This is a genomic window from uncultured Traorella sp. (assembly GCF_944327115.1).
Classification (GTDB): domain Bacteria; phylum Bacillota_I; class Bacilli_A; order Erysipelotrichales; family Erysipelotrichaceae; genus Traorella.
The window spans coordinates 1-12,768 of the sequence record NZ_CALVGS010000026.1 but is presented as its reverse complement, the minus strand read 5'-3'; the positions used below and the strand labels follow the sequence as shown (position 1 = coordinate 12,768).

Annotated in this window: 10 protein-coding genes; 7 read left to right on the top strand and 3 right to left on the bottom strand. The window is 39.6% G+C overall.

The annotated features are described in order from the left end of the window. Positions 1–3: 3 nt before the first annotated feature. Positions 4–723, bottom strand: coding sequence for an aspartate kinase (locus tag Q0K35_RS01975; RefSeq protein WP_294561000.1), 720 nt, complete (start codon positions 721–723; stop codon positions 4–6). A gap of 214 nt (positions 724–937) precedes the next feature. Between Q0K35_RS01975 and Q0K35_RS01970 the strand changes: the two genes are divergently transcribed. Next, complete coding sequence (locus tag Q0K35_RS01970; protein WP_294560999.1) at positions 938–1,597, top strand: response regulator transcription factor; 660 nt, start codon at positions 938–940, stop codon at positions 1,595–1,597. Positions 1,598–1,652: 55 nt separating this feature from the next. Beyond that, complete coding sequence (locus Q0K35_RS01965) at positions 1,653–3,008, top strand: HAMP domain-containing sensor histidine kinase (RefSeq protein WP_294560998.1); 1,356 nt, start codon at positions 1,653–1,655, stop codon at positions 3,006–3,008. Here the strand turns inward: Q0K35_RS01965 and Q0K35_RS01960 are convergent. Together Q0K35_RS01960 and Q0K35_RS01955 are read right to left on the bottom strand one after the other, a co-directional pair. Continuing rightward, complete coding sequence (locus Q0K35_RS01960) at positions 3,003–4,424, bottom strand: HAMP domain-containing sensor histidine kinase (protein WP_294560997.1); 1,422 nt, start codon at positions 4,422–4,424, stop codon at positions 3,003–3,005. The genes Q0K35_RS01965 and Q0K35_RS01960 overlap by 6 nt on opposite strands. Next, complete coding sequence (locus tag Q0K35_RS01955) at positions 4,411–5,076, bottom strand: response regulator transcription factor (RefSeq protein ID WP_294560996.1); 666 nt, start codon at positions 5,074–5,076, stop codon at positions 4,411–4,413. The genes Q0K35_RS01960 and Q0K35_RS01955 overlap by 14 nt, the downstream gene beginning before the upstream one ends. Before the next feature lie 247 nt (positions 5,077–5,323). Between Q0K35_RS01955 and Q0K35_RS01950 the strand changes: the two genes are divergently transcribed. From Q0K35_RS01950 to Q0K35_RS01930, 5 genes are all read left to right on the top strand, one after another. Next, positions 5,324–6,028 carry an ABC transporter ATP-binding protein gene (locus Q0K35_RS01950; RefSeq protein ID WP_294560995.1) on the top strand — a complete coding sequence of 235 codons (705 nt, stop codon included), beginning with the start codon at positions 5,324–5,326 and terminating at the stop codon, positions 6,026–6,028. After that, the gene (locus tag Q0K35_RS01945; RefSeq protein ID WP_294560994.1) at positions 6,028–9,159 is read left to right on the top strand and encodes an FtsX-like permease family protein; all 3,132 of its coding nucleotides are present in this window, start codon (positions 6,028–6,030) and stop codon (positions 9,157–9,159) included. The genes Q0K35_RS01950 and Q0K35_RS01945 overlap by 1 nt, the downstream gene beginning before the upstream one ends. A 7-nt stretch (positions 9,160–9,166) precedes the next feature. Continuing rightward, on the top strand, positions 9,167–10,054 hold the full coding sequence (locus tag Q0K35_RS01940; protein ID WP_294560993.1) for a beta-propeller fold lactonase family protein: 888 nt from the start codon (positions 9,167–9,169) through the stop codon (positions 10,052–10,054). 41 nt (positions 10,055–10,095) lie between these two features. Further along, complete coding sequence (locus Q0K35_RS01935) at positions 10,096–10,680, top strand: HAD family phosphatase (protein WP_294560992.1); 585 nt, start codon at positions 10,096–10,098, stop codon at positions 10,678–10,680. Positions 10,681–11,051: 371 nt separating this feature from the next. Then, the coding region (locus tag Q0K35_RS01930; RefSeq protein ID WP_294560991.1) for a GLUG motif-containing protein at positions 11,052–12,768 on the top strand (1,717 nt) is incomplete at its 3' end.

Sequence of the window (12,768 nt, the reverse complement as noted above, 5' to 3'; positions counted from 1 at the left end):
ATGTTAAGAAACGATTGTTCCGGCTTCACCTGAAAAAGTCCCTTTGAGATGGATACGAATCTTATTTTTACGTGCATATTCAACACACTGATCATGAAGGACACGGCATCGAAGAGAAAGCATATGATGATAGGTGATTTCCTGATAACGTTTCGCATGAATATTTTTTTTTGGATCGCTGTCATAGATCCCGTCAACATCGGTATAGATTTCAACTTCATTGACCTGAAGCATCTTGGCAACCAAAACCGTAGTATAATCACTGCCTCCTCTGCCTAAGGTCGTAATCTCACCAAGGCTGTTCATCGCCACGAAACCGCAGACGATGAGGACATCATAGGCTTCTAATAATTTGCTGATCTCAGTATTATCTAATTTGATGACGTTGGCACACTCATAGTTATCATCCGTAATGATCCCGCTTTCCCGAAAGCTTAATGCATAGGCATTTAATCCCATTTCTCTTAGCTTGGCACAAAAGGAAATGCTGCTGACCAGCTCGCCCATGCTTAACAGACGTGCCTTTTCCTGCTCGCTTAAATAAGCGTTTCCCAGATCGCTCAATGTATCGGTAGCATAGGGATCTCCCTTTCTGCCCATCGCTGAGATAACGACGACTACCTTACTGTTCTCACTCATTTTTTTCACAATATCTAAAGCATATTGACATCTTTCATCATTGGAGATGGAAGTGCCGCCGAATTTGCATATCTTACATGTCATGATCTCACCCACACTTTAGGTTATGAAAGTTTTATAGATAGGAATGGGCAGTATGATTGCAGCTTAAGTTTTATCAAGAACAGCCGGCTTAGATCCGTTCAAATAAATGTGTGGGTATAAATGGGATAAGAAGTGATAAAAATTTTATAAAAATACTAAAATTTCATGATTCTTTCACATTATTTTGTTACAATAGAATAAAGGAAGTGAAGATATGAAAAAAGTGATTTGTGTTGTAGAAGATGAAAAAGATTTGAATGAATTAGTGAAACGCTATCTGGAAAAAGAAGGATATGAGGTCAGAAGCTATTATACATATGAACAGGCAAGCATGCATACGGTCGATGATGATGTTCATTTGTGGATCTTGGATATCATGCTGGATGATAAATCAGGTTTTGATCTGATCGAGGAAATCCGTTTGCAGGGGAAGGATATCCCGGTGATCTTCATGTCTGCCCGTGATAAGGAATTTGACCGCATCATCGGTCTGGAAAAGGGAAGTGATGATTATATCACTAAACCATTTTCCCCTAAGGAATTGGTGCTTCGTGTAAATAATGTCATTAAAAGAACGTATAAAACAGAGAATACGCGAATTCAGATCGATTCTTATGAGCTGGATGAAGAACAGCGCAAGGTCTTTGATAATGATAAAGAAATTGATCTGACTACCAAGGAATTTGATCTTTTGATGATGTTTATTCGCAACAAGGGAATGGCTTTTTCACGAGAAAAGATTTTGGAACTTGTCTGGGAAGATAATTATTTTGGCAGTGATCGTGTTGTCGATGATACACTGCGCCGTTTGCGTAAAAAGCTTCCGAAGCTTCATATCCATACGATTTATGGATATGGCTATCGTTTAGGATAATATGAGCCGCTTAAGGGAGTGGATAAAGAATCTTTCTTTATCCCAGCAGCTTTTTATGCTGATCTTTGTTTTCATAACTTTCTTTGCATCATTTTTCTTTGTTTTTTTAAGTGGTAAGGTAGATGATTTTGTCCGTGAACAGATGAATACGGTCATTGATCGATCACAGGAAATGATTACGAATATGTATCGGGGCAATATTGATCCGAAGATCATCATGGGCTTGCAAACGGATGAAACCTCAATGATGTATAATATTTTTTATACAGATGAGGGAAACTATTCAACAGCCAGTGAAAAGATCAATGCGATGCCGAATCTTTCGATTCAGATTTCTGAAAATATGCGGAAGCAGACAGCGCTTCAGAAACAGGTGGAGCATTATACTTATGAAAATGATGAAAATAAGGCATATTATGCCATCAATATCCTGAGTGATGATTTTGCTTTCGTAACGGTGGTTACGAGCGAATACCGTATGAATTACAGGGAAACTTTATTAAGTACGGTGGTGAATATCACGGTATTTGTTGTCGGTCTGTTTTTTGTCGTATTGATGATTTGGATGGCTTCGCTGATCCATCCGCTCAATCAGATCCGTAATTATATTGAGAAGGTCAAATTGGGAGAAGATGCCGAGCTGCGAGTCAACCGTAATGATGAAATCGGTGAATTGGCAGAGGCTATCATCAGCATGCGTCAGGAGCTTTTGCGTCAGGAGCGGGTAAAGGAAGAAATGATTCATAATATTTCCCATGATCTGAAGACGCCGATTGCGACGATCAAAAGTTATGGTGAAAGCATCAAGGATGGTGTTTATCCATATGGCACGTTGGAAAAGAGCGTGGATGTGATCATTAAAAATGCTGAGCGTCTGGAAAAGAAGGTATATTCGCTTTTATATCTGAACCGGGTAGAATATCTGGTTTCTCAGAATACGGGTGAAAAGGAAACGAATATGAAAGAGGTCGTGGAGGAAGTGCTTCAGGCATTGATCATGATTCGTTCGGATATTCAAATTGAAACAGATCTGAAGGATGTCTATTTCTATGGCAGCTATGAGCCATGGCGCATTACGATTGAAAATATCATGGATAATGCCTTGCGTTATGCGAAAGATGTCGTAAAAATAACGGTTGATGAAGATGAGGTAACGATCTATAACAATGGTTCCCAGATTTCTGAGGAAAGACTGGCGACCTTATTCAAACCATTTGAAAAGGGACAGGGCGGACAGTTTGGTATCGGATTGTCGATCGTTCACAAGGTAACATCGGCCAATGGTTATATCGTGAGTGGTGAAAATATGCCGGATGGCGTCATTTTCAGGATCTATCGCGAGCATAAAAAAGAAGGCCGTGAATCCCGCAGAAAACAAAAGAATGACAGTAAAAAAGGCGTGTCCTCATGATGAGGCCACGTCTTTTTTCATGTTTAATTCAAAATAGAAGGTACTTCCTTCATGGAGCCTGCTTGTCACACCATAGGTTGCATGGTGGAGATCCAGAATCTGTTTACAGATATATAGACCTAAGCCGCTGCCGCTGATTTGGCGGGAATGGTTGGCCGAACGGTAGTAGCATTGCCAGATCTTGTCAATTTCACTTTCTTCAATGCCTTCACCAAAATCCTGGATTTCGATACGGATCGTATCTTTTTTTAAGATCTGACGAACGATGACCTTATCTTTGGTATAGTGAATGGCGTTATTTAAGATGTTATAGAAGACCTGTGAAATTTTCATCTCATCGGCGATGACATCAAAATGTTTGTCATAGATGAAATCAATCTGAATATCGCTTAGTGAACGAACACGCTCAATCATATCCAGAAGCATCTGCGTAAGATCAAATCGCTTTTCCTCCAGCTTTTGAGCTCCTGCCTGCAGCTTTGAAAGATCAAGCACATCATTGACCAAACGTGACAGATATTTTGTTTCATTGATGATGACATTTAGATTTTCTTCGTTGTTTTCATCAGGAAGATCACGCATCATTTCTGCATAACCGCTGATCATCGTAAGAGGTGTACGCAGGTCATGGGAGATATTGCTGATCAGCTCATTTCGCAGTTTTTCAACCTGGTGGAGATCCTTGTTGGCCTGATTGAGGGTAGAGCTTAATTCTTCGATTTCAAGATAGCCTTTACCGCTGAAATGTACATCTTCTTTACCAAGCTTTTTTGCGCTGGTATTAAGCTGACGAATAGGGGCAATGATCTTTCTTGATATGTATAGACCCAAAAGGATGGCGATGATGCTCATGCTTATCGTAACGATCGTCAGGATCGTTTTAAGCGTATCAACAGTAGCGTTGATCGGTGAGATCGTGGAATTCATGAACAGATAATAATTGCTTGCTCCTTCTATGATATGCGTATATTGGATTTCATTATAAGAGCGGATGGAGATTGGGATATCCAGCTTGATATCTTCGATATATTCCGTAGTCTGGACCTCTTGCACATAGGTGTTATCATTTTGATAAGCAAGAGAGATTCTTTCCATGAAACGATTGGTAGTCGTTATTTCTCTGACACATTGGCTAAAGGAGCTGCTCCAATAGATAGGCGTACCGTTTTCATCGGCCACAGCAATGCATACATCATTCGTAATGGCAAGCTGATTGATGTATTCACCGATATCGGGATTGGTGATATTGTCGGATATATAATTACCGGCATTCAGGATCGCGTCTGTTTTGATGCTTTTATAAATAGAATCTAAGAGAAAGATTTCCATGATCCATAATAAAAGAAGCATCACGATCACAAAAACAAATAAATAAAAGGGGATCTTAAAACGAATGGATTTTCTATTCAGTTTCAAAGCGATAGCCTACTCCTCTGACAGTAACGATGCAGTCAGCGTATTCTTTGAGATTTTTACGCAATGTCTTAATATGAGTGTCTAAAGTACGGTCATCCCCAAAAAAATCATATCCCCAGACAACAGAAATACATTGCTCACGCGAAAGAGCAATATTTTTATTTTTGATCAGATAGGTCAGCAGATCATATTCCTTTGGTGAAAGATGGGCTCTTTCACCATCAATTTCAACGGTATGTGCCGAATAATTGACTACCAGTCCTTTATAAGTAAATGTATTTTTCTGTGCATTTTGTGTCCTTTTTAAAATTGCCTTGATGCGCATCATCAGCTCCTGCATGCTGAAAGGCTTGACGACATAGTCATCAATATCCATTTCAAAGCCATGGATACGGTCATATTCTTCTCCTTTTGCTGAAAGCATCAGGATAGGTGTATCTGAAAATTCACGGATGCGCTTGGTTGCCGTATAGCCGTCACAATAAGGCATCATGACATCCATGATGATACAATCATAGTGATTTTTTTGAACAGCTTCAATAGCTTCATAGCCATTGGAGGCTTCATCGGCTTCCATATGTTCATAAAGGGCATATTTTTTAATAAGCCCGCGGATCTTTTCTTCATCGTCTACGATTAATATTTTTGGCATGTTATCACCTCTTTCTTTAGTTTAACACATCATTGTGAAATTTTTTTGAAAACAATCAAAAAAGTTGATTAAATGTTTTTCTATGTCATAAAGCGCATATTTTGACAATCAAGGGGTTATGTAGCCATCTTCACATCAACTTCCCATTATTTTTTCATTTTTTATGAACAAATATGTGGTAAAATATGAGATATATAGAATGAATGAAATGATATGAATAGACATAAGGCTATTATCGGAGGCGTTTATGAGTGAATTTATTGAATTTAATGACGTTAAAAAGATATATCATGTCGGTGAAGTAGATATTCCGGCATTAGATGGTGTCAATTTTCAGATCAAAAAAGGAGAATTTGTGGTCATTGCTGGAGCCAGTGGTGCCGGTAAATCAACGATATTGAATATTTTAGGAGGGATGGATTCACCTACCAGCGGTACGATTTATGTGGATGGTGAAGATATTGCCGCCTATGATGCAAGACAATTGACGACCTATCGGCGTCATGATATCGGATTTGTGTTTCAGTTTTATAATCTTGTCCAAAATCTTACGGTGACGGAAAATGTGGAGCTGGCTTGCGAAATCTGTGATGATCCGCTGGATATCAATGAAACGATCAAAAATGTCGGTTTGGCTGATCGTAAAGATAATTTTCCGGCTCAGCTTTCGGGCGGCGAACAACAGCGTGTGGCCATCGCCAGAGCTTTAGCGAAAAATCCAAAGCTTCTGCTCTGTGATGAACCGACCGGTGCCTTGGATTACAATACAGGAAAACAGATTTTGAAGCTTCTTCAGGATACCTGCCGGAAGAATAATATGACGGTGATCGTGATTACTCATAATCTGGCGCTGACGCCGATGGGGGATAAGGTCATTCGAGTAAAAAGCGGTAAGATCGACAGCATTACGATCAATGAAAACCCAGTACCAGTAGAGAGCATTGAGTGGTAATGAAAAAAATATACGTAGATATCTTACGGGAAATCAGAAAAAGCTTTGGCAGATTTTTTTCTATCTTTGCGATCGTTGCGATCGGTGTTGCCTTTTTTGCTGGGGTGAAGGCATCAGCACCGCTGATGAAAGAAACGGCTGACGCTTATTTTGATGAGTATAATTTGCAGGATATTCAGGTTTATTCCACCTTGGGCTTTGTTGATGAGGATATTGATGAATTGCGCAATATCGAAGGTGTTGAAGGTATTCATGCCACCAATAGCGTGGATGTCGTATTCATGATCGATACGACAGAATATGTCTATAAGGTCATGACTTTGCCTGAAGATATGAGCGCTTCGAATAAAGATTATATCAATCAGGCTGTCTTGGTCGAAGGAAGGCTTCCTGAGTCGGAAGATGAGTGTGTGGTAGAGGAAGGCAAGATCATGACAGACGGCCCTCAGATCGGTGATGTCCTTCAGCTGTCAAGCGGTACGGATGAGCCGCTTGAAGATACGTTGAATCATACTGAGCTGAAAGTGGTCGGCAAGGTTAAGATTCCTTATTATCTTTCTTATCAAAAGGGAAGCAGCAGTATCGGTGATGGTTCGCTGGATGGTTTTCTTTTGACGTTTGATGATAATTTTAAAAGTGATATTTATACGGAAGTTTATATTACGGCAGAGGGCGCAAAAGCATATAATTCTTATGATGATGCTTATTTTGATGATGTGATCGATCCGCTCGTCAACCGTATCGAACAGCTTGGTAAAGAGCGTGCTTCATTGCGTACAGAAGAGATCAAGGCGCAGGCCTTGGAAGAATATCAGAAAAATGAAGATGAATTCAATCAGCAGAAGCAGGATGTTGAAAACCAGCTGGAAGAAGCGGATAAGCAGCTGCAGTCCGGATATGAGGAACTGGTCTATAATGAGAATCGTATCAAAGACATGAAGTCAGCGATCGAATTGCTTCAAACACAGGGACAGGCCCAGATCGAAAGTGCCCGGACGCAATTGGAGATGTTAAAAGCACAATTGGCGATGGGTGGCAGCAGTGCCCAGGTGCAGGAGCTGCAGAGCATGCTGGATGAGGTCAATCAGCAGATCGATGCCTTGCCTGAAGAAGATAAGGTATTGACGAATGAAGATTATTTTGATCTGCGGATGCGCCAGCAGATGCTTGAATTGATGATTGAAATTGCTAACGGCGAGGCGACCCGTGAACAGCTGCAAGCAGCCATTACGGCTCAGGAGGAAAGCATTGCCCAGATGGAAGAGGATCTGAATCAGCAGCTGGCCGATTATGAAGAACAGATCGCTCAGGGCGAAGCACAGGTTGCCCAGGGCAGGATCGATTATGAAAACGGTGTTAAGGAACTGGAAAATAATCGCAGAATTGCAGAGGAAGAGCTGACGGATGCACAGGAACAGCTCGATAAGGCAAAAAGCGATATCGAAAATATGTCAGAAGGCGAATGGATCGTCTTGGATCGTCAGTCACATTATTCTTATATGGATTATGGAAGCAGTGCAGATCGCATGGATTCGATTGCCAAGATATTTCCGCTCTTCTTCTTCCTGGTTGCTGCCTTGATCTGTCTTACTACGATGACCCGTATGGTAGATGAACAGCGCAGCGTCATTGGTACATTTAAGGCTTTGGGATATTCGAAGGGCACGATTGCCATGCGTTATTTGAGCTATGCCTTCATATCCAGTGTTTGCGGCTGTGTCGTTGGTGTGTTGGTTGGCTTTGCGGTTTTCCCGACACTGATTACTCATTTGTGGAATATGATGTACACCTTGCCGGACGCTCATTTTACTTTCTATTGGGATCTTGCCCTCATGGCAAGCGTCAGCTGTATTGCTATCGTCCTGTTGGCAACATGGCTTGCCGTTTATAAGGAATTAAGGGAAACGCCGGCCTTGCTGATGCGTCCAAAGGCTCCTTCCAATGGTAAAAGGATATTCCTGGAAAGAATTCCGTTCATATGGAAAAGGCTCTCTTTTACACGTAAGGTAACATTCAGGAATTTATTTAGATATAAGAAGCGTTTCTTCATGACGGTCATTGGTATTAGCGGCTGTACAGCGTTGCTTGTTGCCGGCTTTGGTATTCAGGACTCGATCGGCGGCATCGTTTCCAATCAGTATGAAGATCTTCAGAAATATCAGGTCAGCGTTACGATCAACAGCGATAAGAACGTTGTAGAAAAAGAAGAGATCGTGGATACGGTCAATCAGATGGATCATGTTGATGAAACGATCTTGATTGCTCAGCAAAGCGGCAGTGCCAATATCAAGAACAAAGACCAGTCAGTTGATCTGATCGTCGTTGACGATGAAGAAGCTTATAAGGATTTTCATGTATTGCGTGACCGCAGGACTCATGCGGAAGTTGAAATACCAAAAAGCGGGGTGCTTGTCAGCGAGAAGATGGCAAGTGATATGGGCTTGAAAGTCGGAAGTGCATTCAGATGTACTTCAAATGGCAGCTCGGTAGAATTTACCGTTGAAGGTATCTTTGAAAATTATGTGGGCCACGTCATTATCATGAATGGTGATACGTATAAGGCTACCTTTGGAATAAGTGCGAAACCGACACAACTGTTGATTCGCATGGACGAGAGCAATGAAGAAAACGACAGTGCATTGGGAAGTGCTTTAACAGGCATTGATGGTATCGAAAGCATCGTATTTTATCGTGGTAGCGCCGAATCGTTTGAAAACATGATATCTTCACTTTCGATCATTGTTGTTGTCTTGGTGATCTCTGCAGGCTTGCTGGCATTTGTGGTATTGTATAATCTGACCAATGTCAATATTTCAGAACGTATCCGTGAAATTGCGACATTAAAGGTGCTTGGTTTCTATGATAAAGAGGTCAGCAATTATGTATTCCGTGAGAACCTGCTTCTCAGTCTTATTGGTTCACTATGTGGATTGGCATTAGGAACCGGACTGCATCGGATGATCATGGCATTGGCAGAGCTTGACAGCGTAATGTTTGGCCGCATCATTGAAGTGAAGTCATATTTGATATCACTTGTGATGACGATGTTCTTTGCATGGATCGTTGCCCGTGTCATGCATTTTAAACTGAAGAAGATTCCGATGGTCGAATCTTTGAAATCAGTAGAATAGGAGATTTATGATATATATTGGTGGCTATGCGGCAGAAAATAACCGCGGTATTTATCTGTTGAATGATGATCTGAGTCTTCATCATCAGATCTGTGATGATGAGGGTACAAGTTATTTTGATGTGGATGAGCAAAATATTTATACGATATTAAAAAGAAATGACAAAGGCGGCGTCGCCGTCTTTGATCATGACGGTAAGGAAAAGGCCTGTCGTCTTTTTGATAAGAAACCGGGCTGTTTCATCAAAAAATATAACGGACGTATCTATTGTGCCTATTATCATGATGCTTGTGTTCAGATTTTCGATGAGCAGCTGACACTGCTTCATGAGCTTATTTATCCTCAGGGAAGCAAATGTCATTGTGTAGATTTTTTTAAAGATAAATTTGCTGTTGTCTGTTTAGGATTGGATCTGATCTGTTTTTATGATTATGACTTTCATTTTCTTGAAGCCTTTGAATTTCCTAAAGGAAGCGGGCCTCGTCATATGGTCCATACCCAAGATGAGAAACAGTTGATGGTCATCACAGAATTAAGCAATCAATTATTTATATTGGATAGCAAAGGCAATGTTGAAGAAGTCTTTTCGATCAAAGAAAAGGAGGATGTCGTGACGACAGGTGCAGCCATTCGTCTTAGCGCCGATGAGAAGCATCTTTACACTTCGACAAGAGGACAGGATATCCTTAAGCACTTTGTATATGATGAAAGATGGCAAGAGGTACAGTGCATTCATTTAAAAGGCTCTTTGCCAAGAGATTTCCAGCTTTTTGAGGATGCATTAGTCGTTGGTTATCAGGGAAGCTGTTTAGTAGAAAAGATGCAGCTGGATCATGATTATGTAGGTGATGTGATTCAGAGCGCAAATTATGATAAGATCGTATGTATCAAGTAAAGGAAGCAAATGCTTCCTTTCAGTATAATATAGGAGAAATTATGAGGTTTAAAAACATTATTTTTGATTTTGGTAATGTCCTTTCAGTTTTCAATGCAGATCGGTTGTTGGAGCTGTGTACTCCGGCTTATCATGAAGCTATGAAAAAAGCTATTTTCCATGACTGGGATGCATTGGATGATGGAACGATAACTTATGAGGATTATATTGGACAGACATTATGTATGTCGGATAGAAAAGACTGGGAAGCCATACGTATGTTTTTTGATCGATGGTATCTGGCCTTGGAAGATATCGAAGAGGTACAGGCATGGGTACATGAATTAAAAAGGGAAGGTTATCATTTGTATATTTTATCAAATGCACCTGTCATATTTGAAGAAAACGTTCATGTGTATCCAATTGTGAAGGAATTTGATGGAGCTGTTTATTCAGGAAGCATTCAGCTTTCTAAACCGGATAAAGCTATCTATCATTATCTTTTAGATAAATATCAATTAAAAGCAGAAGAATGTTTTTTCATAGATGATAAACCACGTAATGTAGAGGCAGCCAGACAATGTGGTATTGAAGCTATGGTGTATCATCAGAATTTAAAAAAAAACAAAAAAGCAATTCTAGTATAAAAAGAATATAAGTCTGAAATCATGTCTTGAATGAAGAAAAATGCTGATGTGATGTTATGAAAGGGACGGATTATTAAGGATTGAGCTATTTTTGAATTATTGAAAAAAGGAAGTTTTATCAGATGATGAAAAAGCCTCAGTAAATATATTTTTAGCTGTCATTTATTCTTGTTAATCAATAAGCTCTGTGATAAATTAAAGTTATAAGAATACAGAAAGGAGCTTGACAAGAATGAAAGAAATTGCGACAATTTTAAACAAGCAATTATTTAGTGCATTTTTTCGTATGTCAGACTCTGAAGAAACAAAGGGCGTTTTTTGTCCATGAGGACAAATGCGCTTTTTTTCTGTGCTTTAGAAAGGAGTAGAAGATGTTGAAGAAGACAATAGGATTTATTTTATCATTCTTTTTATGCTTGAGCATAAGTGGTATTCAATTGAATGCTCAAGAAAATGTGATTCAGATTTCTACGGCAGATGAGTTGGTCAAATTTGCAGATGAAGTCAATCAGGGTAATTATTCAGGAAATGCTGATATTGTTGTGAATCTGGAAACAGATATTGATTTGAATGGCATGGAATGGACGCCGATTGGTATTGATGGAGATCATTATTTTTCAGGTACTTTTAATGGAAATGGACATACGATCAGTAATTTTAAAATAACTGTAGGATCTTACCAGTATACAGGCTTTTTTGGAATTTCGGACTGTGACATTATGAATTTAAATTTGTCGGGAATTATTTCCTCAGATAGTTTTCTTAATGGAAGCGGGGCAGATATGGCTGGAAGTTTTGCAGGTTATCTGATTGGTGGTAATATCAGCAATTGTACGAGTTATGTAGATTTCACATTCAGTGGCGTTCAGGGATATGTCATAGGCGGAATAGCAGGTGCAATTGAAAATGGAAGTATTACGTACAGTTTCTTTGATGGCAGTTATTATAATGATGGTATGTCCAATTCAGTTCATGCCGGCGGAATTTGTGGTATTGGTGCAAATGTTGAGATTATCAATTGCGCCAACATGGCAGATTTCTATGGCCTTGACTATTTTGGAGGCATTATAGGACAAGCGCAGGGTACGACTGTCATAAAAAACTGTTTTAATACAGGTACAATTGATGTAGGAGAAAATGGACCATTCCATGGTTCCTGTTATTTTGGCGGAATCGTCGGAACGGTATATTCATCGCCTAATTTAACTGGAAATCTGACGATAGAGAGCTGTTATCATGCAGGTGAAATTATCGGGCACACTCAAAATGATCAGATTGGTGCTCTGATTGGCGGCGTCAATATGTCAACATCTTACCAGAATACTATTACAGCTTATAATAATTACTATATGACGGGTGATTTTAACACGATTGCAAATGCTCAGCGTAATCCATTGAACGTTGTATATATAAATTCAGATGGTGAGAGCATCACTTCTGATGAAATAGGCAGATCAATGGCTTTAGAAGATATGGAATCTTTAGCTTTTTTGAAAGAAATTAATCAAAATGGTGGTAATTATGTGTTTAATGAAGATGGTACTCCTTTAATTCCGGAAAAGACCTTTGATATTACGGTTAATACGTCACCAGAGGATGCACAGGTATCTTTTATTTCTGAGGATAATACGAAATATAGTGTTGAGAATCATCAAGTATCTTTACCGGTAGGACAATATACAGTTTTGATAGAAAAAGAAAATTATCATTCAATTCGTGAACAAGTAACGATTACCTATGATATCTCTACTCATACTCTTAATTATGAATTAGTATTGTTAGATGCAGATTACAGGAATGTAGAAGATGCTGTTGCTAAAGCCAATGATCTTGATTCAGAACTCTATAAAGATTTCTCAGGTGTGGAAAAAGCTATCGCTGGTGTAGTTTATGATTTAGATATCACACATCAGGAAGAAGTCAATGCCATGGCTAAAGCTATAGAGGATGCCATCAATGCCTTAGAGTATAAAGATGCTGACTATACGGCAGTCAATGATGCGATTGCCAAGGCAGAGGCTTTAAATCCAGAGGATTATGTTGATTTTACACATGTAAGTGATGCGATTGATGCAGTTGTAAAGAATT

Coding starts and splice junctions, on each gene's coding strand:
- Q0K35_RS01955 (WP_294560996.1), bottom strand. CDS start 5,076: ATGCCAAAAATATTAATCGTAGACGATGAAGAAAAGATCCGCGGGCTT.
- Q0K35_RS01950 (WP_294560995.1), top strand. CDS start 5,324: ATGAGTGAATTTATTGAATTTAATGACGTTAAAAAGATATATCATGTC.
- Q0K35_RS01975 (WP_294561000.1), bottom strand. CDS start 723: ATGACATGTAAGATATGCAAATTCGGCGGCACTTCCATCTCCAATGAT.
- Q0K35_RS01935 (WP_294560992.1), top strand. CDS start 10,096: ATGAGGTTTAAAAACATTATTTTTGATTTTGGTAATGTCCTTTCAGTT.
- Q0K35_RS01940 (WP_294560993.1), top strand. CDS start 9,167: ATGATATATATTGGTGGCTATGCGGCAGAAAATAACCGCGGTATTTAT.
- Q0K35_RS01970 (WP_294560999.1), top strand. CDS start 938: ATGAAAAAAGTGATTTGTGTTGTAGAAGATGAAAAAGATTTGAATGAA.
- Q0K35_RS01965 (WP_294560998.1), top strand. CDS start 1,653: ATGCTGATCTTTGTTTTCATAACTTTCTTTGCATCATTTTTCTTTGTT.
- Q0K35_RS01945 (WP_294560994.1), top strand. CDS start 6,028: ATGAAAAAAATATACGTAGATATCTTACGGGAAATCAGAAAAAGCTTT.